This window comes from Martinezella sp. CNPSo 3957, assembly GCF_057784395.1.
This window is the reverse complement of the sequence record NZ_JBXSOU010000001.1, coordinates 329626-355151: the sequence shown is the minus strand read 5'-3', so window position 1 is coordinate 355151 and position 25526 is coordinate 329626. Positions and strand designations below refer to the sequence as shown.

At 60.9% G+C, this 25526-nt stretch carries 20 protein-coding genes; 17 read left to right on the top strand and 3 right to left on the bottom strand.

Annotation, left to right across the window (positions count from 1 at the left end; translation table 11 throughout):
* The first annotated feature begins 52 nt into the window (after nucleotides 1-52).
* The 5 genes from AC13QE_RS01690 to AC13QE_RS01670 all read left to right on the top strand — a co-directional run bounded on the left by AC13QE_RS01690 (nucleotide 53) and on the right by AC13QE_RS01670 (nucleotide 6339).
* Nucleotides 53-940 carry a carbohydrate ABC transporter permease gene (locus AC13QE_RS01690; protein WP_488482303.1) on the top strand — a complete coding sequence of 296 codons (888 nt, stop codon included), beginning with the start codon at nucleotides 53-55 and terminating at the stop codon, nucleotides 938-940.
* Nucleotides 940-1824, top strand: a complete 885-nt coding sequence (locus AC13QE_RS01685) for a carbohydrate ABC transporter permease (RefSeq protein ID WP_488482302.1) — start codon at nucleotides 940-942, stop codon at nucleotides 1822-1824. Before AC13QE_RS01690 ends, AC13QE_RS01685 begins: the two co-directional genes overlap by 1 nt.
* A gap of 4 nt (nucleotides 1825-1828) precedes the next feature.
* Entirely contained in the window at nucleotides 1829-2911 is a 1083-nt protein-coding gene (locus AC13QE_RS01680; protein WP_488482301.1) for an ABC transporter ATP-binding protein, read from the top strand.
* A 29-nt stretch (nucleotides 2912-2940) separates the two neighbouring features.
* Nucleotides 2941-4593 carry a GMC oxidoreductase gene (locus AC13QE_RS01675; protein ID WP_488482300.1) on the top strand — a complete coding sequence of 551 codons (1653 nt, stop codon included), beginning with the start codon at nucleotides 2941-2943 and terminating at the stop codon, nucleotides 4591-4593.
* Nucleotides 4594-5046: 453 nt separating this feature from the next.
* Nucleotides 5047-6339: an NCS2 family permease gene (locus tag AC13QE_RS01670; RefSeq protein WP_488482299.1), complete on the top strand. Its 1293-nt coding sequence runs from the start codon at nucleotides 5047-5049 to the stop codon at nucleotides 6337-6339.
* A gap of 151 nt (nucleotides 6340-6490) precedes the next feature.
* On the opposite strand, the gene AC13QE_RS01665 is transcribed toward AC13QE_RS01670, so the two are convergent.
* Entirely contained in the window at nucleotides 6491-6976 is a 486-nt protein-coding gene (locus AC13QE_RS01665; protein WP_488482298.1) for an ureidoglycolate lyase, read from the bottom strand.
* Between the two features lie 571 nt (nucleotides 6977-7547).
* Here AC13QE_RS01665 and uraH point away from each other — a divergent pair.
* Genes uraH through xdhC form a run of 4 tightly spaced genes read left to right on the top strand, consistent with a single transcriptional unit; the run spans nucleotide 7548 to nucleotide 12611 of the window.
* Nucleotides 7548-7913, top strand: a complete 366-nt coding sequence (gene uraH / locus AC13QE_RS01660) for a hydroxyisourate hydrolase (RefSeq protein WP_488482297.1) — start codon at nucleotides 7548-7550, stop codon at nucleotides 7911-7913.
* A 3-nt stretch (nucleotides 7914-7916) separates the two neighbouring features.
* The gene (gene xdhA, locus AC13QE_RS01655; protein ID WP_488482296.1) at nucleotides 7917-9407 is read left to right on the top strand and encodes a xanthine dehydrogenase small subunit; all 1491 of its coding nucleotides are present in this window, start codon (nucleotides 7917-7919) and stop codon (nucleotides 9405-9407) included.
* Complete coding sequence (gene xdhB / locus AC13QE_RS01650; RefSeq protein ID WP_488482295.1) at nucleotides 9404-11758, top strand: xanthine dehydrogenase molybdopterin binding subunit; 2355 nt, start codon at nucleotides 9404-9406, stop codon at nucleotides 11756-11758. The genes xdhA and xdhB overlap by 4 nt, the downstream gene beginning before the upstream one ends.
* A gap of 1 nt (nucleotide 11759) precedes the next feature.
* A complete protein-coding gene (gene xdhC / locus AC13QE_RS01645; protein WP_488482294.1) occupies nucleotides 11760-12611 on the top strand; it encodes a xanthine dehydrogenase accessory protein XdhC in 852 nt (283 codons plus the stop codon).
* On the opposite strand, the gene AC13QE_RS01640 is transcribed toward xdhC, so the two are convergent.
* Complete coding sequence (locus AC13QE_RS01640) at nucleotides 12598-13542, bottom strand: LysR family transcriptional regulator (protein WP_488482293.1); 945 nt, start codon at nucleotides 13540-13542, stop codon at nucleotides 12598-12600. The genes xdhC and AC13QE_RS01640 overlap by 14 nt on opposite strands.
* A gap of 141 nt (nucleotides 13543-13683) precedes the next feature.
* Between AC13QE_RS01640 and AC13QE_RS01635 the strand changes: the two genes are divergently transcribed.
* Together AC13QE_RS01635 and guaD are read left to right on the top strand one after the other, a co-directional pair.
* On the top strand, nucleotides 13684-14922 hold the full coding sequence (locus tag AC13QE_RS01635; protein ID WP_488482292.1) for a urate hydroxylase PuuD: 1239 nt from the start codon (nucleotides 13684-13686) through the stop codon (nucleotides 14920-14922).
* Nucleotides 14919-16262, top strand: coding sequence for a guanine deaminase (guaD, locus tag AC13QE_RS01630; RefSeq protein WP_488482291.1), 1344 nt, complete (start codon nucleotides 14919-14921; stop codon nucleotides 16260-16262). Before AC13QE_RS01635 ends, guaD begins: the two co-directional genes overlap by 4 nt.
* Nucleotides 16263-16324: 62 nt before the next feature.
* Here the strand turns inward: guaD and bhcR are convergent, their stop codons facing one another.
* The gene (bhcR, locus tag AC13QE_RS01625) at nucleotides 16325-17152 is read right to left on the bottom strand and encodes an HTH-type transcriptional regulator BhcR (RefSeq protein ID WP_488482863.1); all 828 of its coding nucleotides are present in this window, start codon (nucleotides 17150-17152) and stop codon (nucleotides 16325-16327) included.
* Nucleotides 17153-17347: 195 nt separating this feature from the next.
* Between bhcR and gcl the strand changes: the two genes are divergently transcribed.
* The 6 genes from gcl (at nucleotide 17348) to AC13QE_RS01595 (ending at nucleotide 25452) form a co-directional block, all read left to right on the top strand.
* On the top strand, nucleotides 17348-19132 hold the full coding sequence (gene gcl / locus AC13QE_RS01620; protein WP_488482290.1) for a glyoxylate carboligase: 1785 nt from the start codon (nucleotides 17348-17350) through the stop codon (nucleotides 19130-19132).
* 12 nt (nucleotides 19133-19144) lie between these two features.
* Nucleotides 19145-19960 (top strand): hydroxypyruvate isomerase, encoded by an 816-nt coding sequence (gene hyi, locus AC13QE_RS01615; RefSeq protein ID WP_488482289.1) that lies wholly within the window; start codon nucleotides 19145-19147, stop codon nucleotides 19958-19960.
* Nucleotides 19961-19965: 5 nt separating this feature from the next.
* Nucleotides 19966-20850: a 2-hydroxy-3-oxopropionate reductase gene (gene glxR / locus AC13QE_RS01610; RefSeq protein WP_488482288.1), complete on the top strand. Its 885-nt coding sequence runs from the start codon at nucleotides 19966-19968 to the stop codon at nucleotides 20848-20850.
* A gap of 15 nt (nucleotides 20851-20865) precedes the next feature.
* Nucleotides 20866-22143 (top strand): glycerate kinase type-2 family protein, encoded by a 1278-nt coding sequence (locus AC13QE_RS01605; protein ID WP_488482287.1) that lies wholly within the window; start codon nucleotides 20866-20868, stop codon nucleotides 22141-22143.
* A gap of 259 nt (nucleotides 22144-22402) precedes the next feature.
* On the top strand, nucleotides 22403-24031 hold the full coding sequence (locus tag AC13QE_RS01600; RefSeq protein ID WP_488482286.1) for an MFS transporter: 1629 nt from the start codon (nucleotides 22403-22405) through the stop codon (nucleotides 24029-24031).
* Nucleotides 24032-24396: 365 nt separating this feature from the next.
* Nucleotides 24397-25452, top strand: coding sequence for a hypothetical protein (locus tag AC13QE_RS01595; RefSeq protein ID WP_488482285.1), 1056 nt, complete (start codon nucleotides 24397-24399; stop codon nucleotides 25450-25452).
* Nucleotides 25453-25526 lie beyond the last annotated feature (74 nt).

Genomic DNA, 25526 nt, shown 5'->3' with positions numbered 1-25526 from the left:
CGATTGTCGGAATTGTCGATCGGCTCCGCTCATCTTTCGAGAAAGTTTGCTAATGCAAGCCAAGCGCAGACGTCCCCTTGCTGCGAACTTTGCCCTGCTCCCGACATGGATTGCCGCGATCTTCGTCTATATCGGCACCATGGTCTGGTCGGTGCGCCTGTCTTTCACGGATTCGACCATCTTCCCGTCCTCCAACTATGTCGGCTTTGCCCAATATGCCAAGCTGTTCCGGACATCGCGATGGCTGGCATCGCTAGAAAATGTGCTGATCTTCGGCGTTCTCTATGTCGCCGGCTGCCTTGCTCTCGGCTTCGTGCTTGCCGCAGCGCTCGATCGCAAGGTTCGCTTCGAAAGCGTATTTCGCACCATCTTTCTTTACCCCTATGCCATGTCCTTCGTGGTTACCGGCCTCATCTGGCAGTGGATGCTGAACCCGACCTTCGGCATTCAGGCGACCGTCAGGGCGCTCGGCTGGCAGAGCTTTGTCTTCGATTGGATCGTCAATCGCGACATGGCGATCTACACGGTGGTCTTTGCCGGCGTCTGGCAGGGTGCTGGCCTCGTCATGGTCATCGCACTGTCAGGCATGCGCGGGATCGGCGAAGAGCAATGGAAAGCGGCCCAGATCGACGGCATTCCGGTCTGGCGCATCTATACCTCGATCATCCTGCCGCAGCTTGGGCCGGCGCTTGCCGCATCGGGCATGCTGCTCTCCATGGGCGTGATCAAGACCTATGACCTCATCGTCGCGCAGACCGGTGGCGGCCCCGGCTACTCGACCGAAGTGCCGGCAAAATTCATCATGGACAATCTCTTCGAGCGCCAGAACCTCGGCCTCGCGAGTGCCGGCGCCACCGTGCTCGTGCTTTCGGTGGTCATGGCCGTCGCGCCGTTTCGCTATGCGCTCCACATGCGCGCCAGAAGAAGGGGAGCACATTAATGGCGGCTCTCCATCCCCGCGGCCCCAAACCATCGCGGTTCACCGCAGGCCAGATCGGGCTTTATGCCTTTCTTATCCTGTCTGCACTCTTCTTCCTGCTGCCGCTTTACACGATGCTCGTCACCTCGCTGAAGACGATGGAAGAAATCCGCCAGGGCCGCATCTTCGCCTTGCCTGATATCGTCGACTTCAACGCGTGGAAAACCGCCTGGTCGGGCGCCTGCATGGGTACCCAATGCCTGGGCGTGCGCATCGGCTTCTGGAATTCGGTCAAAATCACCGTGCCGGCCGTAGCAATCTCCGTCTTCATAGGCGCGATCAATGGCTATGCCCTCTCCTTCTGGCGGCCGAGAGGCTCGAACCTGCTGTTTGGGCTTCTGATGGCCGGCGGCCTCATCCCCTACCAGATCTTCCTTTATCCGCTGGTGCGGCTGCTCGCCAATCTGAGCCTTTATAATTCGGTGGCAGGCGTAGTCCTCGTTCACGTGATCTTCGGCCTGCCACTGGTGACGCTGTTGTTCCGCAACTATTTCGTCGCCATTCCCGAAGAGCTCTGCAAGGCGGCCCGCGTCGACGGCGCCGGCTTCTGGCGGATATTCCTCGAGATCATGCTGCCCATGTCTGTGCCGATGATCGTCGTCGCCTCGATCTTCCAGTTTACCGGCATCTGGAACGACTTCCTGATCGGCCTGGTCTTTGCAGGGCGCGACAATCTGCCAATGACGGTGCAGCTCAACAACATCGTCAACACCACCATGGGCGAGCGCGCCTACAATGTGAACATGGCCGCCACCATTCTCACCGCCGTCGTTCCGCTCGCCATCTATTTCTTCTCCGGCCGCTGGTTCCTGCGTGGTGTCGCCGCCGGCGCCGTCAAGGGGTAACGCCATGCAGCCTGCCGTTTCGGTCAAGGATCTCAAAATCGCCTATGGCGATCACACCGTCATCGAAAAGATGTCGATCGACATCGCTCGGCGCGAATTCCTAGTGCTGCTCGGACCCTCCGGCTGCGGAAAGTCGACCCTGCTCAACTCCATCGCCGGCCTGCAGGACATCAGCGACGGCGAAATCTGGATATCGGACAAGAACGTCACCTGGGCAGAACCGAAGGATCGCGGCATCGGCATGGTCTTCCAGTCCTATGCGCTCTATCCCCGCATGTCGGTGCGCAAGAATCTGTCCTTCGGCCTGCGCGTGGCGGGTCTTCCCAAAGCCGAGATCGAGGCGCGCGTCGCCCGCACGGCTTCGCTTCTGCACCTCGACAAGCTGCTCGACCGTCGGCCTTCGGAATTGTCGGGCGGTCAGCGCCAGCGCGTCGCCATCGGCCGCGCTCTTGTGCGTGAGGTCAACGTATTCCTGTTCGACGAGCCGCTCTCCAATCTCGATGCCAAGTTGCGCAACGAGCTGCGCGTCGAGATCAAGAAGCTGCACCAGAGCCTCGGCAACACGATGATCTATGTCACGCATGATCAGGTCGAGGCACTGACCCTTGCCGATCGCATCGCCATCATGAAGGACGGCGTGATCCAGCAGCTCGCCAGCCCGTCCGAAATCTACCATCGCCCCGCCAATCTCTTCGTCGCCGGCTTCATCGGCGCACCGGCGATGAACTTCATCGAGGGCGAGATTGTTTTGAAGGCGGACGCACCGATATTCGAAAGCAACGGGCTTGCCATCGATCTAGCGGGCTATCCTTTCCTCAGCGCTACCAAGGCAGGTCCCGCGACGCTCGGCATCCGGCCAGAGCATATCGCGCCGAATGGTGCGGACATGGGTTGGCCCACCGTTCCCGGCACCGTCTCGGTCGTCGAACCGATGGGCGCCGATACGGTGCTGTGGTTCGACTGGGCGGGCCAAAGCCTCTCCTACCGCATCATGGGAGATGCCATCCTGCAGCCGGGTACGGCGATCGCACCCGGCCTCGATATCGCCAAGGCCTCCCTCTTCGGCGTTGATGGCGCCCGCCTTTAAGACCACTTCACAGCATACGGAAATTATCCATGTCTCAGACTGACTATGACGCGCTGGTGATCGGCTCCGGCGCAGCCGGCTCCTTCGCCGCCAAGGAATTGACTGCCCAAGGGCTGTCGGTATTGCTGCTCGAAGCCGGCCCAGCCGTGACCCAGAAGGATTTCGATCCGAACCGCAAGAAGGCGCCGGCAAGCAGCATCAATATCTGGGAGCGCGCACGCGCCACGCTGAAGGGCCAGCCCATCCAGGCGCGCGCCGCCTTCTTTACCGAGCGCTTCAGCCATTTCTTCGTCAACGATCGCAAGAACCCGTATACGACGCCGAAGGATGCACCATTCCTGTGGATACGAGGCCGTCAGGGCGGCGGCCGCCTGCACAGCTTCGGCCGGGTGTTGCTGCGCTGGACGGACGATGATTTCAAGATCCGCTCGAAGACCGGCAAGGGCGTCGACTGGCCGGTTTCCTATGACGAGCTCGCGCCTTTTTATGCCGAGGTCGAAGCGAGCCTCGGCCTTTATGGCAATGAAGATGGCGTGGAGACATTGCCCGACGGCGTCTACGCCCATCCGGCAAAGCTGACGCCGGCTGAAGAAATCTTCAAGACGGAAGTCGAAGGACGCTGGCCGAAGCGGCATGTCGTTTCCTGGCGCTATATCGCGCCCGATGCTGAACGGACGCCGAAACCGCTGCGCGAGGCGTTGGCGACCGGACGGCTGACCATCCGCCACGATGCCATCGTGCGCCGTATCACCACCGACGATGCCGGCGGCCGGGCGACGGGCGCCGAGTTCATCGATCGCGCGACTGGAAAGGTCGAAACCGCCCGCGCTGCCATCGCCGTGCTCTCGGCATCGCCGATCGAAAGCGTGCGGCTACTTCTCAACTCGACCACGGCTCGCCACCCACATGGCCTTGGCAACAGCTCGGGGGCACTCGGGCGCTATTTCATGGACCAGCTGCCATGCCTTGCCTTCGGCTCCTTCTCCAAGGCGAAGGGATGGGCGACCGATGATTCCGCGCCTATTGACCCCTTCTACAATCCATCCGGCGGCATCTTCGTGCCGCGCTTTGGAGAGGGCGACGCCGGCCGCGACGATTTCGACTATCAGGGAAGCATCGGCCGAGCGCCGACACCGGATGACGAGCCTTCGCGGCTGGCCTTCTTCGGCTTCGGCCGCATGCTGCCCTATGCCGACAATCGCATCACGCTCGATGCAAAGCGCAAGGACGCCTGGGGCATCCCCGTTCCTCATATCCGATGCGCCATGGGCGAGGAGGAACATGCCCTGCTGCGCCGGCAGGAAGAAGTGCTGATCGACATGGTGCGTGGCGTCGGCGGCGAGCTGGAATTCATCGGCTCGCCTACCGGCCTCAGGGAAATGGGTCGCGGCGCCTTTCCCGATGCCGATCCGTTCAGCCGCTTCATGTTCCGCTCGTGGTTCCGCAAGACCATGTGCATGGGCGCCGCCATACACGAAACCGGCGGTGCGCGCATGGGGACATCGAGCCAGGAATCCGTCCTCAACGCCCATAATCAGAGCTGGGACATACCCAACTTGCTCGTGACGGATGCTTCCGCCTTTCCGGGCAGCGGCATTGCCGGCACCACGCTGACCGTGATGGCTCTGACCATCCGCGCCTGCAGGAACATCGCCGATCAATATCGCGCCGGACAATTATGATCGGGCGCTCCGTTCGGATTGGAATTTACAATTTCGGTCGGCCTCCATTTTAGATATGGAGGCTCGCCGCACTCCCCATGGCCGCCATCTGTGTGGCCTTCGCGATTTCACCATCCGGCGGAAATAGTTTGGCTTTCTCACCTTGCCGCGATAAATATCATGCATATCCTCTTGCCTCCGCTGCATCGCGCGGTTGCGCAGGACGGAGCGATGGCTTCGGCCACCCAATAACGGCGCCCAACTCAGAAGAAATTCGCGCCGAAATAGCTTGAAAAATTAGAATGTCTTTCGCGAATTGCGGGGAAATCCGGCTCTAGCGCGCAAAGCCATTAAAAGCGCACAATCCCCCCTCGCCACGAAGCGTTGAAAGCCGCTTCTCGCGGCCCGCATCTGGAGGAGATGCGAGGCAAGCCCCATGATTTGACGAGCGTCGGGAACGCTTAGGGAGGAACAATGCTTGAACGACTTTTCAAATTGAGTGAACACGGCACGTCCGTGCGCACCGAACTCATCGCCGGCGTGACGACGTTCCTGACGATGTCCTATATCATCTTCGTCAATCCGGACATTCTGTCGACGACTGGTATGGACCGCAATGCGGTCTTTGTCGCCACCTGTCTCGCAGCCGCGCTGGGTTCGATCGTCATGGGCCTCGTCGCCAATTGGCCGATCGGCATGGCACCTGGCATGGGGCTCAATGCCTTCTTCGCTTTCACCGTGGTTTCGGCTCTGGGCTTTACCTGGCAGCAGGCGCTCGGCGCGGTCTTCATTTCCGGTTGCATCTTCGTCCTATTGACGGTGACCGGCGTGCGCAGCTGGCTGATCGCCGGCATCCCGCATTCGCTTAGAAGCGCAATTGCCGCCGGTATCGGTCTCTTCCTGGCGATCATTGCGCTGAAGAGCGCCGGCATCGTCGTCGCCAACAAAGCGACCCTCGTCGGCCTCGGCGACCTTAAACAGACCGGCCCCCTTCTCGCAATCTTCGGCTTCTTCGTCATCGCCGTTCTCGACGCACTGAAGGTCAGGGGGTCTATCCTCATCGGCATTCTCGCCGTTACCATCCTCTCCTGGATCTTCGGCGTCAGCGAGTTTCATGGCATCGTTTCGGCGCCGCCGTCGATCATCCCGACCTTTTTGCAGCTCGACATCGTCGGCGCTCTCCATGGCGGCCTGGTGCATATCATCCTCGTCTTCGTGTTGGTCGAAGTCTTCGACGCCACGGGGACGCTGATCGGCATTGCCAAGCGGGCGAACCTCATCCAGGACGGAAAGCCGAACCGCTTGAGCAGGGCTCTGCTTGCCGACAGCGCCGCCATCGTCGCCGGCTCGCTGATGGGCACGAGCAGCACGACGGCCTTCGTGGAAAGCGCTTCGGGCGTGCAGGCCGGCGGCCGCACAGGCCTGACCGCGATCACCATCGCAGCCCTCTTCATTGCGGCTCTCTTCTTCTCGCCGCTCGCAGCTTCCGTTCCCGCCTATGCGACGGCTCCGGCGCTGCTCTATGTCGCCGGCCTGATGATGCGCGAGCTGACCGAGATCGAATGGGATGACCTGACCGAAGCGGCACCGGCGGCAATCACCGCGCTTGCCATGCCCTTCACTTATTCGATCGCCAACGGCCTTGCCTTCGGCTTCATCACCTATGTTGCCGTGAAGGTCTTCACCGGCCGCTGGTCGGTGCTGCATCCGGCAACGCAGATCGTCGCCGCCCTGTTTGTCGTGCGCTTCGCCTTCTTCGCGGACTAACTGCAGGTATTAAATGCAAGACCGGATCATTCGCTGGAATGACCCGGTCTTTTGGCATTCGAGAGCTGTTGGAAAAGGGAACTTGCTCTAGCAAATAAGGGGCGTTGCGATGGCAGCGCCCCTTCCGATATCTGAACCGATCCAGCTCCTTTCAGCGGATCAAAAACGTCTCTTTGTAGAAATGCTCCTCGAGATTGACACCCTTGCCGCCGCGATCGACGACGATGAAGTCGGAGATGCCGTCGAGGGGTGTCAGGATGCCATGCCAGACGTTGCGCCAGATATTGACGCCCTGCCCCGGCCTGGTGCGAAAAGCAACAGGCTCGCCTGGACCGTTGTCCGTTTCGTGAGCCGCAACGACGAGGAACGGATGGCTCGAGAGCGGAACGAAGGCCTGGCTGCCGAGAGGATGCCGCTCGACCATTTTCAGTTCCAGCGGCAGTGGATAGGGCTCGCCGCGCAGCCAGCTGATCATCGTGCGCGCTTCCTCACCGATCGCTTCGACCTTTGCGAGGTCATGATAGCGAACGCATTTGCCGGCGTTGATGGGAAAGCTGTGCGCACCCTCCATTTCGATCACATCGCCGAAAGGCGCGAATGCGGCTCTCGTCAGCAGCTGAATTTCGATCACTTTCATTGATGGTCTCCCGTTTCCATTCTCCGAAATCACCTCTTCCTCGATCGACGATATGTTCGCTTGGGTACGATGCTTGACCCGCGGTGCGGGCAGCAGAAATCGACCGGAGCGCGGCTGGCACTTCGTCATGCCGCGGCTATTTCCATAGTCGATCATTACCGATGGTGATCGCGAAGACCGCGGCATCGGTTTCCCGCTAGCTGCGGGAAGGCTTTTCTGCAGCCAAGCGCCTCGACCCGATACGCATCAGGGCCAGTCGAAAATCGGCGCACTCATCACTTCCGCCATGCAACGACACCGGCGGAAACCTGCCTTTTCATGAAATGCATATCGCCATATCGCACGTATTTCGCCGCCTTGGTGCATGCGAATTGCACGGGCCGAGCTCATCCGTCCCGCCGCGATATCGTATGAAACGTTCCTCCAAACGTTTTCGATACCCAATGTCTAACCGCAAATCGCATGCGCCATTCCCCCTGGAAAATTTGAAAGTCTCGAACGCTACAGCTGCTTTTCATGGGAATGGGCCTGGCGGATAGTGGAACACGAGAACTTCGTTCGGGAGAAAAACATGCAGCCTCATTCGCCCGGAGCCGGCCGGCTCACGACCCACGTGCTGGACACGGCGCGCGGCAAGCCAGCTCAGGGCTTGCGCATCGATCTCTACCGGATCGACGGCGATGAACTGCACCTTGTGAAATCCGCGCAAACCAATGATGACGGCCGTTGCGATGCGCCGCTGCTGTCTGACGAAGCCATGAAGACCGGCACCTACGAGCTGCGCTTTCATGCTGGAGACTATCTTGGTCGCACATCGGATGGCCCAATGTTTCTGGATATCATTCCGATCCGCTTCGGCCTTGCAGACGAGGGCGCGCATTACCACGTGCCGCTCCTCCTTTCGCCCTACAGCTATTCCACCTATCGTGGGAGCTGATCGATGATCGCTGCAAGAATCCGCTCCGAACTGCGCTTCATCCTGAACGGCGAGGACGTTGCGCTCCGGGACATCGCGCCAGACCAGACGCTACTCGACTGGCTGCGCCTCTCCCGCTCGCTGAAGGGCACGAAGGAAGGCTGCGCCGAGGGCGACTGCGGCGCCTGCACTGTATTGGTCGGACGCCTGACGCCGGCGGGCGAACTCGTCTATGAGAGCGTCAATGCCTGCATTCGCTTCCTTGGCTCGCTCGACGGCTGCCACGTCGTCACCGTTGAGCATCTGGCAGCCAGCGGCGAGCACCTGCATCCGGTGCAGCAGGCGATGGTCGATTTCCATGGATCGCAATGCGGTTTTTGTACACCTGGCTTCGTGATGTCGCTCTATGGTTTGTGGATGCAGACGCCGAAACCCACGGACCAGCAGATCGAAACGGCACTGCAGGGCAATCTCTGTCGCTGCACCGGCTATGAGCCGATCCTGCGCGCGGCCCGCGCAATCTCCAACTATGGCGGTACGCAGAACGATCCCCTGCTTGTCGAGCGCGAAACCATGACTGCGCGGCTGAAGGCTCTTGTCGACGGTGCCCGAGTCGAAATCGGCGAGGGTCGCAATCGCCTGATCGTGCCAGCGAACCTTGATGATTTCGCTTCGGTTCTGGAGGCATCGCCGACGGCAACAGTGGTAGCCGGCTCGACCGATGTCGGTCTTTGGGTCACCAAGCACATGCGCGATATCAAGCCGGTCGTGTTCATTGCCGGGCTGCAGGAGTTGAAATCGATCGTGGTGAAAGGTGGGCTTATCACCATCGGCGCCGGCGTCACCTATTCGGAGGCGGTCGCGACGCTGTCTGAGCATATCCCGGCTCTCGGGCCGCTGATTGCCCGCATCGGCGGCCAGCAGGTGCGCAATATGGGAACGATCGGCGGCAACATCGCCAACGGTTCGCCGATCGGCGATACGCCGCCGGCCTTGATCGCGCGCGGTGCATCGCTGACCTTACGCAAGGGCGCCGCCCGGCGCACCATTCAGCTTGAGGACTTCTTCATCGCCTACGGCAAGCAGGACCGCCAGCCCGGCGAATTCGTTGAAGCCGTGCATATTCCGGTTCCGGCAATAGGCGAAATGTTCGCCGTCTACAAGGTGACGAAGCGACGGGACGAGGACATCACGGCCACGCTCGGCGCCTTCCGCCTCGCACTTGCCGCCGACGGTACGGTCGCAGAAATCCGGATCGCCTATGGCGGCATGGCGGCCACGCCGAAACGAGCCTTTACCGTCGAAAAGGCATTGCTCGGCCAGCCCTGGAACGAGCAAACTGTAAATCTGGCGATGGAGAAATACGCCGAGGATTATTCGCCGCTGACCGACATGCGCGCCACGGCGGAATATCGTGCGCTCGCAGCCAGGAACCTTCTGCTCCGTTTCTACCTGGAAACGACGTCCAATGAGGCACCGGTTCAGGTGTCCAGATATGAGGCGCATAGGCCATGAACAAACACGCTTCAGACATCAAGGCCGAAAGCATCGTGGGCGGGGTTCATACCAGCCCTCGTCATGACTCCGCGCACAAGCATGTTTCCGGCGCAGCCGTTTATATCGACGACATTACCGAACCGACCGGAACGCTGCATGCAGGGCTTGGCCTATCCACCGTCGCCCATGGCATCCTGAAATCCGTCAATCTTACCGCCGTGCGGGCGGCCCCCGGCGTCGTTGCAGTATTGACCCATGAGGACGTGCCTGGCGTCAACGATATCTCGCCCTCCTACATGAACGACGACCCGGTGCTTGCTGCCGGCAAGGTCGAGTTTCACGGCCAGCCGATCTTCTGCGTAATCGCCGAAACGCGCGAGCAGGCTCGCCGCGCCGCAAGGCTGGCAAAGATCGAGTACGAGGAATTGCCTGCTGATATTGACATCAGGGATCTCGACGTTTCGACCCATCGGCAGGTCGTCACGCCGCTGACGCTGAAACGAGGCGATGTGGATGCCGCCCTCAAGAGCGCTCCGCGCCGCGTGAAGGGCCGCATGCGGCTTGGCGGCCAGGATCATTTCTATCTTGAAGGCCAGGTTTCCCTAGCTGTCCCCGGCGAGGACGACGAGGTCGTCGTCTATTGCTCGACCCAAGGCCCGAGCGAAACGCAGCATATGGTTGCCCACGCGCTCGGCGTGCCGAGCAATGCTGTTACGATCGAGGTTCGCCGCATGGGTGGCGGCTTCGGCGGCAAGGAAACCCAGGCGAACCAATGTGCCGCAATTGCAGCCATTGCCGCCAAGAAGCTAAAGCGTGCCGTCAAGGTCCGGCTCGACCGCGATGAGGACATGGTCGCGACCGGCAAACGGCATGATTTTGCCATCGACTACGATGTCGGCTTTGACGACGAGGGCCGCATCCTCGCCGTGGACTATACGTTTGCGCTCCGGGCCGGCTTCTCGGCCGACCTTTCCGGCCCGGTCGGTGATCGTGCGCTGTTTCACTGCGACAATGCCTATTTCTTTCCGCATGTGCAGGCAAAGTCGGCGCCGCTCTATACCAACACCGTCTCCAACACGGCCTTCCGCGGCTTCGGCGGTCCGCAGGGGATGGTAGGTGCCGAACGCGTTATCGACGAGGTGGCCTACGCCGTCGGCAAAGACCCGCTCGACATCCGCAAGCTGAATTTCTACGACGCAATGGGCGTTCAAGGCGAACGCAACCTCACCCCCTATCACCAGAAGGTCGAGGACTGCATCATCCAGCGCATCGTTGCGGAGCTGGAGGAAAGCGCCGATTATGCAGGCCGCCGCAAGGCAATCGCCGAGTTCAATGCGAAGAGCCGTATCGTCAAGCGCGGCATCGCGCTGACCCCGGTCAAATTCGGCATCTCCTTCACGAAGACGGAATCGAACCAGGCCGGTGCTCTCGTGCATGTCTATAGCGACGGCTCCGTGCACATGAACCATGGCGGCACCGAGATGGGGCAAGGCCTGCACCTGAAGGTGGCGCAGGTGGTGGCGGAAGAATTCCAGATCGATCTTGACCGGGTGAAGATCACGGCGACGACGACGGCAAAGGTGCCGAACACCTCGCCGACCGCCGCCTCCTCGGGCGCGGACTTGAACGGCATGGCGGCGCAAAACGCCGCGCGCCAGATCAAGGAACGACTGATCGCCTTTGCCGCGGAAAGCCATCAGGTTCCCCGCGATCAGGTGGCGTTCCTGCCCAACCGCGTGCGCATCGGCGATGTCGAAATGTCCTTCCCCGATCTCATCAAGAAGGCTTATATGGCCCGCGTCCAGCTTTCGGCCGCCGGTTTCTACAAGACGCCGAAGATCCATTGGGACCGCAAGGCCGGCCGCGGCCATGCCTTCTACTACTATGCTTATGGCGCTGCTTGCTCGGAAGTGTCGATCGACACGCTGACCGGCGAATATGTCGTCGAACGCACCGATATCCTGCACGATACAGGCCGCTCGCTGAACAAGGCCATCGACATCGGCCAGGTCGAGGGTGGCTTCATTCAAGGCATGGGCTGGCTGACGACGGAAGAGCTCTGGTGGGACGGCAAGGGGCGGCTGCGCACTCATGCGCCCTCCACTTACAAGATCCCGCTTGCATCGGACCGCCCGAAGATCTTCAATGTGGCATTGACCGACTGGTCGGAGGCCTATGAGCCGACGATCCATCGTTCCAAGGCGGTCGGCGAGCCGCCGCTGCCGCTCGGCCTTGCCGTTCTGCACGCTTTATCGGATGCCGTGGCGAGCGTAGCCGACCACAAGATCTGCCCGCGTCTCGACGCGCCGGCAACGCCCGAACGGGTGCTGATGGCGATCGAACGTCTCAAGGCTGCACAAAAGGAGTGAGATGATGCCTGCCCGCGAAGACATCCGCGATTTCCTGCGTCGGGAGCCGATGTCGATGCTCGTCGAAGTCATGGGTGTCGCGGGTTCGGCGCCACGCGATACCGATGCCTGGATGCTGGTGTCGGAACGAGCGATTTTTGCGACGATCGGCGGCGGGCAACTCGAATATATGGCGATCGACCAGGCGCGCCGCGCCTTGCGCTCAGGTCTTACGGCCGAGCCGATGAGCGTGCCGCTCGGGCCGGAGATCGGGCAGTGTTGCGGAGGCCGGGTGGGCCTTGCCTTCACCGCCCTTAGCCCCAGGCTTGCGAATGATCTCATAGATCGGAGCGACCGCGAGATGGCCGCGCGCCCACATGTCTATGTTTTCGGCGCCGGTCATGTCGGCGATGCCCTCGCCATGGCGCTTTCGCTGGCGCCGTTACGCGTCGTGCTTGTCGATACGCGAGAGGAGGAGCTCGTCGCCAGTACCGTGCCGGGCGTCGAGACCTGTCTCACGGCCATGCCCGAGGCTGTCGTCCGCGACGCGCCGGCCGGCAGCAGCTTCGTCATCCTCACCCATGACCACGCACTCGATTTCCTGATTGCAGCAGAGGCGCTCAAGCGCTCGGATGCCGCTTATGTCGGCATGATCGGCTCCAAGACGAAGCGCGCCACCTTCCGCAATTGGCTGTCGCGCGAAACCGGCCATGCGGAGCTTTTCGATCGTCTTGTCTGCCCGATCGGCGGGACGGCTATGAAAGACAAACGCCCGACCGTTATCGCAACGCTTGCGGCCGCAGAGATCATGACGGCGGCGCTGAGCTGGACGGCGGATCATGCAAGGCTTGCGAGCAGCGTTAACCGCCCGTAGCTTTAGCCGCCGGCTCGTCCTCGAGCAGCTTGCCGATCAGCCGCTGACAGCGCTCCGCCATGAAATCGATCATCAGGCGGACCTTCGGATCCTGGAAACGCTTGTGAGGATAGATGGCGGCGAGCTGAACCGGAGCCGGCGGACTTTCCTTCAGGATCTCCACCAATCGCCCTTCCCTGAGATAGGCCTTCACCTCAAACAGCGGCTTGTTGATGATCCCGCGGTCTTCCAGCGCCCATTGTGTCAGCACGTCGCCGTCGTCGCTGTCATAAGGGCCTGCGACTTCGAATTTGCGGGGGCCTTCTGCGGTCACCAGCGTCCAGTAATATTCCTTCGAGCCAGGATAGCGCAGCAGAAGACAGTCGTGTTTGTCGGCAATTAGAGCATCCGCAGTCGGCGGTACGCCGCGGCGCGCGAGATAGGCCGGCGAAGCGCACAGCACCCGCTCGCAATTGAGGATGCCGCGCATGCGCAGGTTTGAATCTTCCAGCACGCCAAGCTTGAAGGCGACGTCGACACCCTCAGCAAGGATATCGACATTGTGGTCCGACAGGCGGACGCGCACCTCGATATCCGGATATTTGTCATGAAACTCTGGAATACCCGAGGCGATCAGCCGCCGGCCGATACCGAGCGGTGCCGTGATCCTCAGCGACCCCTTCGGATTGCGTGAGAGATCGGCGATCGCCGCTTCCGCCTCGTTGACAGCCTCGATGATCTTCACTGCCTTTTCGTAGAAGACGCGGCCATGTTCGGTCGGCGACAGCTTACGCGTCGTGCGATTGAAGAGGCGCACGCCGAGATGACGCTCGAGTTCCTTGATGCGGTTGCTCGCAACCGCAGGCGTGACGCGCTGGTCGCGGCCTGCTGCCGAAAGAGTACCAAGTTCGACCACGCGAACGAAGACACGGACATTATCGAGATAGGACATGGCACCTTTCTACCACATCGGCACGCGGAACAAACCAGGGTTCATCTTATAGATTTTTTTGAAAGTGTTGGCGGATTAACCGGGATTTTCGGGAAAATGAAGCGATGGCAAACACTCCCATAAAGATCGGGAGGAGTTCCCATGTATGAATATGCCATCGCCTGGGACTGGCTGACTTTTGCCGTCCGCTGGCTGCACGTCATTACCGCCATCGCCTGGATTGGCTCGTCGTTCTATTTCGTGGCACTTGACCTAGGCCTCAAAAAGCATCCAGCGCTGCCGCCGGGAGCCTATGGTGAGGAGTGGCAGGTCCACGGCGGCGGCTTCTACCATATCCAGAAGTATCTGGTGGCGCCGGCCAACATGCCGGACCACCTCGTCTGGTTCAAATGGGAAAGCTATGTCACCTGGCTGTCGGGCTTCGGCATGCTCTGTCTCGTCTATTATGCCGGCGCCGATCTCTACATGATCGACCCGGCCGTGCTTGACGTCTCCAAGCCGGTGGCGATCGCCATTTCGCTCTGCTCGATCGCCGGCGGCTGGCTCCTCTACGACCTGATCTGCAAATCGCCCTTCGGCAACGACAATACGCGGCTGATGGTGGCGCTCTATTTCATCCTGGTCGCGGTGGCCTGGGGCTATACCCATCTTTTCACCGGCCGCGCCGCCTTCCTGCATCTCGGCGCCTTCACCGCGACGATCATGTCGGCCAACGTATTCTTCATCATCATTCCGAACCAGAAGATCGTTGTTGCCGATCTCCTTGCCGGGCGCACGCCAGATGCGAAATACGGCCGCATCGCCAAGCAACGCTCCACGCACAACAACTACCTGACGCTGCCAGTGCTGTTCCTGATGCTGTCGAACCACTACCCGCTGGCTTTCGGCACGCAGTTCAACTGGATCATTGCCTCGCTCGTCTTCCTGATGGGCGTCACGATCCGCCACTGGTTCAATACCCGCCACGCCAATGCCGGCAACCCGACCTGGACCTGGCTCATCACCGTCGTCCTCTTCATCATCATCATGTGGCTTTCCACGGTGCCGAAGATCCTGACGGGCGAGCCAGTCACGAAGATCTCGGCAATCCAGCAGCCCTTCGTCACGGCTGAGGCTTTTCCCAAGGTTCGCGACACGATCATGGGGCGCTGCTCGATGTGCCATGCGAAGGAGCCGAGCTGGGAGGGCATTATCGCGCCGCCGAAGGGCGTCGTCTTCGAGACCGACCGCGACATCGCCGCCCATGCGCGTGAGATCTACCTGCAGGCCGGCCGCAGCCACGCCATGCCGCCGGCCAACGCCTCGCACATTACCGACGAGGAGCGCCGTCTGCTCGTCTCCTGGTACGAGAGTGCCATCAATGGGGAGAAGACCCAATGAGTGAAATCCTGATCCGTGGCCGCGTGCTGACCTTCCTTGCCGAGCCACAAGGCATCGATGATGCCGCGTCCTATCGCTATATCGAAGACGGCGCTGTCTTCGTTCGCGATGGCAAGATCGTGGAAATCGGTGTCTATGGCGACATTCGCAGGCTGGCCGATGCCGGCGTCAGAATCGCGGATCACCGCCCGCATCTCATCCTGCCGGGCTTTATCGACACACATCTCCATTTCCCGCAGACGCAGGCGATCGCCTCCTATGGTGCGCAGCTGCTCGAATGGCTGAATACCTATATTTTCGTCGAGGAGCAGAAGTTCGCCCGCGCCGCCCATGCGGCCGAAGTCGCCGACCGCTTCATGGACGAACTCCTGTCGAACGGCACGACGACGGCCGTCGCCTATTGTTCCGTGCATCCCGAAAGCGTCAATGCCTATTTCGCGGCAGCCGAAGCGCGCGGCATGTGCATGATCGGCGGCAAGGTGATGATGGACCGCAACGCGCCGGACGCACTGCGCGATACGCCGCAGCGCGGCTATGACGAAACGAAGCATCTGATCGAGAAATGGCACGGATGCGGACGCGCGCATTATGCCATCAGCCCGCGCTTTGCGATCACCTCAACGCCTGAGCAGATGGAGATGAGCAAGGCGCTCGTCGCCGAGCATCCGGATTGCTATGTCCAGACGCACCTCTCGGAAAATCGCGACGAGATCGCCTTTGCCACCTCTCTCTATCCGGAGGCGAAGGACTATACGGATATCTACGCCCGCTATGGCCTGCTCAACGACCGCATGCTGCTCGGCCATTGCATCCATATGAGCGAGCGGGAAGTTGCCGTGCTGGCGGAGAACGGCGCGGTCGGTGTCTTCTGCCCGACCTCGAACCTCTTCCTCGGCTCGGGGCTCTTCAACGCAGCACAGTTTGACAGCCTCGGCGCTCGCTGGTCGGTTGCGACCGACGTGGGCGCCGGCACCAGCTTCTCCATGCTAGAAACGATGGATGAAGCCTACAAGGTGCTGCACCTGCAGGGGCAGCGGCTGACGCCGTTCAATTCCTTCTACCGCATGACTCGCGGCAACGCGCTGGCCCTTGGCCTGGAGAAGCAGATCGGCTCGCTGCAGGCCGGCGCGGATGCCGATATCGTCGTGCTGGATTCCAGCGCCAAGTCGGCCATGGAATTCCGCATGCGCACTGCCACGTCGCTGGCTGAGGAACTCTTCATTCTCCAAACCATGGGCGATGACCGTTGCGTTGCTGAAGTCTATGTCGCCGGCAAGGCGATGAAGACCAAGGGCAAGAAAGCAGACACGATCGTACGCGAGCAATTGCAGCTCGCCTAACCAATAAATGTGGCGGACCGGCAGCGCCGTCGTCTCCGGATAGGAGACGACGGCGAAGACGTTCAGGTCCGCTTCGAGCGTCCACCCATCGCCTTCGTCAATTCTTCCGCCGCCGCCCGCACAGCAGGACCAAGCGCAGCAACCCTTTCATCCGGCAGCCGCACAGCCGGGCCCGAAATCGAGATGCCGGCAATAGCCTCGCCATATTCGTCGAAGATCGGCGCGGCGACGCATCGCATGCCGAGCGTATGCTCCTCATCGTCGATCGACCAGCCGCGCGAGCGGATCTCGGCCATATCCGCAAGCAGCACGGGCAGCGTATCGCGGGTCTTATCGGTGAAATGCTGCAACGACCGCCCTTTGAGCAAAGCCTCTATCTGGCTATCCGACCAGGTGGAAAGGATCGCCTTGCCGATACCCGAAGCATGGATCGGTCCGCGCCGGCCGGGGCGGAAGAAGGCGCGCATCGGCGCATGGCTTTCCGCCTGGGAGATGAAGACGACGTCGCCATCTTCCTCGATGGCAATATTGGCGGTCTCGCCAGACGCCTCCATCAGCTGTTTGAGAAACGGCCGGCTGATTGTGCCGAGCTTGCGGAAGCGTAAGTAGGCCGTTCCGATCTCGAAGGCTTTCACCCCGATCGTCCAGGCGCCGGTCTCAGCATCATGCGCCACCATACCGTGCTGGGCGAGAGAGGTCAGCAGCCGGTGAACCGTGGAAGGCGCCATGGCCGATCTGTCGGCGAGATCGGTCAGAACCGCGCCATCGGCTTCGGCCACCAGCTCCAGCAGCTTCAGGCTGCGATCGAGCACCTGCACGGACGAGGCCGCTGCATTCTCGGCCGGTTTCCGACCCGGCCTGCCCCTCGTCTTTTCCCGATTTTCCGCCATGCCGCTCACTTTTGACTGAAGGCGCGTGGCGCAGTTTGGCGCCACCCGCTTTGGCTTCATGACATATCCGCTTCGCTTCGATTGTTCCAGATTTGTTGAAAATGTTTATTTCCGTATTATGGGATTGATTTCCATTTTTAGATTGCACTCGTTCACCCATGCGATACCTTCGAAGCAGAAACGGAGGAAATTCCCATGGCGAAGATGCGCGCAGTCGATGCCGCAGTGCTGGTTCTGGAAAAGGAAGGCGTCAATTGCGCCTTCGGCGTTCCCGGCGCTGCGATCAACCCCTTCTATTCGGCGATGAAAGCGCGCGGCTCTATCCGCCATGTGCTGGCCCGTCATGTCGAAGGTGCAAGCCATATGGCCGAGGGCTACACCCGCGCCCGCGCGGGCAATATCGGTGTGTGCATCGGAACGTCTGGGCCTGCCGGCACCGACATGATCACCGGCCTTTATTCCGCCTCTGCCGATTCGATCCCGATCCTCTGCATCACCGGCCAGGCGCCGCGCGCTCGCCTCGACAAGGAGGATTTCCAGGCGGTCGATATCGCCAAGATCGCAGCCCCCGTCACCAAATGGGCCGTGACCGTCATGGAGCCCGCTCTCGTTCCTTACGTCTTCCAGAAGGCATTCCATACGATGCGCTCCGGTCGCCCTGGCCCGGTTCTCATCGATCTGCCTGTTGACGTCCAGCTCGCCGAGATCGAGTTCGATATCGACACCTATGCGTCGCTTGCCCCCTACAAGCCCTCGGCGACGCGAGCCCAGGCGGAAAAAGCGCTTGCCATGCTGAACGCGGCCGAGCGGCCGCTGATCGTCGCAGGCGGCGGCATCATCAATGCCGATGCTTCCGACCTGCTCGTCGAATTCGCCGAGATCACCGGCGTTCCGGTCATCCCGACGTTGATGGGCTGGGGCACGATCCCGGACGATCATCCGCTGATGGCCGGCATGTGCGGGCTGCAGACCTCGCATCGCTATGGCAATGCGACGCTGCTTGCCTCCGATTTCGTTCTCGGCATCGGCAATCGCTGGGCCAATCGTCACACCGGCAACGTCTCGACCTATACCGAGGGCCGGATCTTCGTGCATGTCGATATCGAACCGACCCAGATCGGCCGTGTCTTCGCTCCCGATTTCGGTATCGTCTCCGACGCCGGTGCTGCGCTGAAGCTGTTCCTCGACGTTGCGACGGAATGGAAGACGGAAGGCAAGCTGCGTGACTGGTCGGCCTGGGCGGAAGAATGCCGCGACCGCAAGCGCACCATGCTGCGCAAGACGCATTTCGACCAGACGCCGCTGAAGCCGCAGCGCGTCTACGAGGAGATGAACAAGGCCTTCGATCGCGACACCTGCTATGTCTCGACCATCGGGCTTAGCCAGATCGCCGGCGCGCAATTCCTGCACGTCTACAAGCCCCGCAACTGGATCAATTGCGGCCAGGCCGGCCCGCTCGGCTGGACCCTGCCGGCAGCACTCGGCGTGCGCGCCGCCGATCCGGACCGTCCGATCGTGGCTCTCTCCGGCGACTACGACTTCCAGTTCCTCATCGAGGAGCTGGCGGTCGGTGCGCAGCACAAGCTTCCCTATCTGCATGTGGTCGTGAACAATTCGTATCTCGGCCTCATCCGCCAGGCCCAGCGCGGCTTCAACATGGATTTCGAGGTCAGCCTCGCCTTCGAGAACATCAACGCATCCGGTGATGCCGAACCTGGCTATGGCGTCGACCATGTCGCGGTTGCCGAAGGGCTCGGCTGCAAGGCGATCCGGGTGCGCAGCCCGAACGAATTCCAGGAGGCGTTCACGACAGCAAAGCAGCTGATGGCGGAGCATCAGGTTCCCGTCGTCATCGAGTTCATTCTGGAGCGCGTCACCAACATCGCCATGGGCGCCGACATCAATGCGGTCGTCGAGTTCGAGGAACTTGCCGAACGCGGCGAGGATGCACCGACGGCAATCCTCGCCCTGCTGGACTGAAGGAGAAATACAATGCCGAAATTTGCGGCCAATCTCACCATGCTTTTCACCGAGGCACCGTTTCTGGATCGCTTCGCGCTGGCCGCCAAGGCGGGCTTCGAGGGCGTCGAATATCTGTTTCCTTATGATTTTGCGAAGGAAGCGCTGCGCGCCGAACTCGATCGTCATGGCCTGACTCAAGTGCTGCACAATCTGCCCGCCGGCGACTGGGCCGGCGGCGAGCGGGGGATCGCGATCCTGCCCGATCGTATCGACGAATTCCGCCGCGGTGTTGCCTCGGCGATCGACTACGCGACGACGCTCGGCTGCAGACAGGTCAACTGCCTCTCTGGCATCGCACCGGCGGGCGTGCCCGATGAGGTGCTGCGGACAACCTTCATCGTCAACCTCAAATATGCGGCGGAAGAGCTCGGCAAGCACGGGATCCGTCTGCTGATCGAGCCGATCAACCGGTTCGACATTCCGGGGTTTTATCTCAACACGCTGGACCAAGCCGCTTCGATCATCGCCGAAGTCGGCAGTGACAACCTGTTCATTCAGTACGACCTCTATCATCAGCAACGTACGGAAGGCGAGCTGATCGGCACCTTCAAGAAGCACCAGGCGCAGATTGCCCATGTGCAGCTTGCCGACAATCCCGGACGCAACGAACCAGGCACCGGCGAGATCGCCTACCCCTTTGTCTTCGAAACGCTCGATGCGCTCGGCTACGACGGCTGGATCGGCTGCGAATACAAGCCCCGCACCACGACTGCGGCGGGGCTCGGCTGGTTTGCCGCAGCCGGACGCCACGCCGAAAGCGCCGCCATTCTCAATATCAGGAGCTAACAACCATGGCACATATCGGATTTATCGGCCTCGGCATCATGGGAACCCCCATGGCGCGCCACCTGCAAAATGCCGGCCATATCGTCGTCACATCAAAGTTTTCGATTCCGCCGCGCCAGGAGCTGCTCGACAACGGCCTGCAATTCGTCGAAACGCCGAAGGCGCTCGCCGAAACCGTCGACATCATCATCCTGATGCTGCCGGATACGCCGGAGGTCAAGGATGTGCTCTTCGGCGAGAACGGCGTTGCGTATGGCCTTTCGAAAGGCAAGCTCGTCATCGACATGAGCTCGATCTCGCCGATCGAGACCAAGGAATTTGCGAGGAGAATTCGTGAGACTGGCGCCGAGTATGTCGACGCTCCGGTTTCGGGTGGTGAGGTCGGTGCCAAGAACGCCTCGCTTTCCATCATGGCCGGCGGTTCTGAAGCCAGCTTCGAGCGAGCGCTGCCGCTTTTCCAGCTGATGGGCAAGAACATCACGCTCGTCGGCGATTGCGGCGATGGCCAGGTCACCAAGGTCGCCAACCAGATCATTGTCGCATTGACGATCGAGGCCGTGTCCGAAGCGCTTGTCTTCGCCTCGAAGGCCGGTGCCGATCCGGCGCGCGTGCGCTCGGCCCTGATGGGCGGCTTTGCCTCATCGCGCATCCTCGAAGTGCATGGCGAGCGCATGATCAAGCGCACTTTCGAACCCGGCTTCCGCATCTCGCTGCATCAGAAGGATCTGAACCTCGCCCTGCAAGGCGCCAAGGCTCTCGGCGTTTCGCTGCCGAACACAGCGGCAACGCAGGAGCTTTTCAACCAGTGCGCCGCCAATGGCGACAGCGGGCTCGACCATTCCGGTCTCGTCAAGGCGCTGGAGCGCATGGCGAACCATCCCGTCGCGTAACATGTGAGAGACCCGATGCCTGACATCGCCGATCCCCGCGCCTTTCTGGAAAGGCTCTTCTATGCAGCCGTTACGGCTGCCGATCCGGACAAGGCGCTCGCCGCCCATCTGCCGGAAAAACCGAAGGGCCGGACGGTGGTGGTCGGTGCCGGCAAGGGGGCAGCGCAGATGGCGCGTGCCTTCGAGCGTCTCTGGGATGCGCCGCTCTCCGGCGTTGTCGTAACGCGTTACGGCTACGCCGTGCCATGTGAGCGTATCGAGGTTCTCGAAGCCGCCCATCCCGTACCGGATGAAAGAGGACTGCTCGCAGTGGATCGGTTGATGGCTGCGGTAAACGGTCTTACCGAGGATGATCTGGTCATCGCCCTCATCTGCGGCGGCGGCTCGGCATTATTGCCGGCACCTGCCGGCGATCTCACGCTTGCCGATGAGATCGCCGTCAATCAGGCCCTACTTGCCTCCGGTGCACCCATCAGCGCCATGAACGCCGTGCGCAAGCAGGTTTCCCGCATAAAGGGAGGGCGGCTCGCCGCCCTTGCCTATCCGGCCCGCGTGGTCTCCCTCGTCGTTTCCGATATTCCCGGCGACAATCCCGCCCTGGTCGCCTCCGGCCCGACCATTCCCGACGGGACGACCCGCGCCAATGCACTTGCGATCATAGAACATTATGGTCTCGATTTGCCTGATGCGGTGATGCGTCATCTCGAAGATGGCAGGGATGAGCCGCCCCTACCCTCGGACCCTCGTTTCGCTCGCAACGAGGTGAAGCTCGTTGCTTCGGCGGCTATCGCACTGGACGCTGCGGCCGATGTCGCCCGCAAGGCCGGCGTCGAGACGATCGTGCTTTCCGATGCCATCGAGGGCGAAGCATCGGAAGTCGGTCGTCAACATGCGGCGATCGTAGCCAAGATCCTGCAGCGGGGGCTGACATCGCAAGAGCCCATGCTTCTTCTGTCTGGCGGGGAAACCACGGTAACGATCAAGGGCAAGGGCAAAGGCGGCCGCAACAGCGAGTTCCTCCTATCCTTCGCCTGCGCCATTTCCGGCCAGAAGGGCGTTTCGGCGCTGGCCGCCGATACGGACGGCATCGACGGTTCGGAGGACAATGCCGGTGCCTTTGCCGACGGCACCACCGTTTCACGGCTTGCCGCTCGAGAGAAGGATGCAACCGAATTCCTGGAGCGCAACGACAGCTGGTCGGCCTTCGCCGCGGTCGACGACCTGTTCGTCACAGGACCAACCGGCACCAACGTCAACGACTTCCGCGCCATTCTTCTAAACCCGCTGGATTGAGGTCAGGCGACCCAAGCGATCGGGATCATCAGGACGCCAAAGCCGCCTGATCAACGAAATCGGGTGAGGCTTATAGCGCCGAGGCTTAACGAGCGCCTGAACCAGAGCTCAATTCTGCCTTCATTGGCGAGAATATTATTCCAAAATCATTTCGGAACTTAGCAAATCACTATAGGGTTGATACCGACTCGGCGGTGCCTACGCTTTGAGCGAGTCCGCTTTGCCGTCGAGCAAGACAATCCTGCGAAGAAAAGCCGACATGCCCAAGAGAAGCTCCCCGCTCGTCGCGTTTCAGTCCAAGACATTCCGTTCTCTCTGGTCGGCAACTCTCATCTCCAATCTCGGCGGATTGGTCGAAGGTGTGGGGGCTGCCTGGCTGATGACCAGCCTCGCCACCTCCCATGGCATGGTCGCCCTGGTTCAATCCTCCACGACGCTGCCTGTCATGATCTTTTCGCTCGCTGCCGGCGCGCTTGCTGACAATTACGACCGAAGACGGATCATGCTGATCGCGCAGACGCTGATGCTCAGCGTATCGGCAACGCTGGCGGTCCTGTCCTACAGCAATGCCCTGACGCCCTGGCTGCTGCTTTGCTTCACTTTCCTGATCGGCTGCGGCGGCGCGCTGCACAATCCGTCATGGCAGGCATCCATGGGCGATGTCGTGCCGCGCGAGCATCTGCCGGGTGCGGTGGCGCTCAACAGCATGAGCTATAACCTCATGCGCAGCATCGGGCCGGCGATCGGCGGCGTCATCGTGGCGGCTGCGGGCGCGGCCTTTGCGTTTCTCTTCAACGTCTTCTGTTATTTCGCCCTCATCTTCACCTTATGGCGCTGGAAGAAGGCTCCTGTGCGCAACACGCTGCCGCGTGAGTCTTTCGGCAGCGCGATGTCGGCCGGATTTCGCTACGTCCAGATGTCGCCGAACCTGCTCAAGGTGATGTGCCGCAGCTTCGTCTTCGGCCTGACGGCGATCGTCATTCTGGCCCTGCTGCCCCTCGTTGCACGCGATCATGTGCATGGCACCGCAATCACCTACGGCATCATGCTTGGCTTCTTCGGCTTCGGCGCCATCTGCGGCGCGATGCTGATCGGCCGTATCCGCGATGCGCTGAGCAATGAATGGGTGATCCGTGGTGCCTTCTTCACGCTGGCTATCAGCTGCTTCTTCCTGGCGCTTAGCGACCAAGTGTGGCTAAGCTGCCTTCTGCTCATGCCGGCCGGCGTCGCATGGGTGCAGGCCTTTTCTCTCTTCAACGTCACGGTTCAGCTTTCCACGCCGCGCTGGGTCGTCGGCCGCGCTCTGTCTCTCTATCAAACCGCCACCTTCGGCGGCATGGCTGTGGGGAGCTGGCTCTGGGGCGAACTGGCCGATGCCCATGGCGTCACCGGCGCCCTCGTCGTCGCAAGCGCCGCTCTAGGCATTGGCGGTCTGCTTGGCCTCCTGTTGCGGCAGCCGGACTTCGAATCCCTCAATCTGGATCCGACGAATACCTTCAGCGAACCGCAATTGCAGCTCGACCTGCGCCCCAGAAGCGGCCCGATCCTCGTCATGGTGGATTACGACATCGAGCAGGAGGACGTAGGGGAATTCCTGGTCGTCATGGCGAAGCGCCGCCGGATGAGAATCCGCGATGGCGCGAAGCAATGGTCGCTGTTGCGCGATCTCGAAAAGCCGAACACCTGGACGGAAAGCTACCATCTGCCGACGTGGATCGATTATGTCCGCCACGGCCAGCGCCAGACGCATGCCGATGTCGAGGTCGCCGAACAGCTGGATAGACTGCATCGCGGCGACGGGCCGCCGGTTATCCACCATATGATCGAACGGCAGACGGTACCCCGGCACGACGACATGCCCCTGAAGCCCTATCTGGATGCGACGTAACGGAGCGGTCGCAGACCTGCTCCGGGCGACATCGTCATGTTGCTTTTCTTTTTGGCCTCGAACTACCGGTTCCAAGTGAAAACCAGCGGGCTCGACCCGTCAGTTAATCTCGCGAGGCAAAAAGGTCACACACTGCAAGCATTTGATATCACATCATCGTAAAGCCGGGGAACGACCTACAACCCTGTATTGAGCTATTAAGCAAAACGCCTATCTTTCCGCGCTGCTAATGTGGGCGCCAAATCACCCCAGGATTTTGCGAAGCATATGCTTCGCTCCTCGCCTTGCGGCTGCCTACGCAACCATTCGGAGTTTCAAGGCAGACAATGACATTTCCGACGATTAAGCTTCCCCAGAGAGCCATCATGCTCGCTCAGGGCGTGATTACGATGCCGAAGGCCGCCTATTTCTCCCTGGCGATCGTGATCGCGCTTACGGTTTTCATAACAGTTTACGAAGCGCCAGGCATATTGAGGGATTGGACGATCAGCCAAAACCCCATCAATCCTGTCGATGGTGATATCCGCGACGGAAAATGCTCAACGCGAAGAGGCTTCTTCACCACCTGCGAGGCGCACCTCAAATATACCTACAATGGGCAGGCCTACGACAAGGATGTCGAAATCATGTTCGTCGATATCCATGCGGGCGACTATGACACTGACCTCGTCATCTCCAGAGATCATCCAGGCTTGGCGACCCTCAGCCTCGGACTGGATATGCTCTGGAACCGGATCATAACGCTTGCCGTCTTCGTCGCCCTTCTCGGCGGCGCCTGTATTGCCGCGATCTTCCAGATCCTGCGCGTCTGGCGCGCCCGCGGACAACTGCGCCGGCCTGCTCAGCTCGAGCCGGTCCCGGTGGAAATCACCGCTTTCCAGCGACGCGGCAAGCGGCTGATGGTGGCCTATGCCGACAAGATCGACGGCAGAAAAACCGGACGGGCGGCCCATACGAATTTCGGGCCTGGAGAGGAGCCACTGGTCGTCGGCGCAAACGGCGACAAGGCTGTCGCACTGGCCGTCTGGCATGGAAATACGGCCCTCCCCGTGCTTTTGGATAGCCGGCTGCAACGCATCGACATCTCGGCCGAGGAGCGCGCGGGCATTCTCGCTCCGCTGACAGCGGAACTTGGCGCTCATCCGCCGGAACTCGTCGCCCAAGGAAAGAGAGGGCCGTCCGTCATGGCACGGCTTGCCAGGGGTTTCCTGGTTATCCTTCTCTTCATTATCGGCATTTTCGGCTACTGGGTCTGGTATGTGACTAGCGCCGGCTCGCAGTTCACTTCGCCCGCCATGGATCTCAACAATATGATGCCAGCACCCCTCAACCGCTGGGGCTGCGATCAATTGAAGAAGCGTTTCGGCGATCAACGCGCCCCGTTCGGATGCGTCGCTTCTGACTATACGAGCTGGAAGTGATATTCGACCAAACATTGATGGACGGGGCCTCTCCAGCGAGACCGCGTTCACCCAGACATTCTGCCATTCATCCG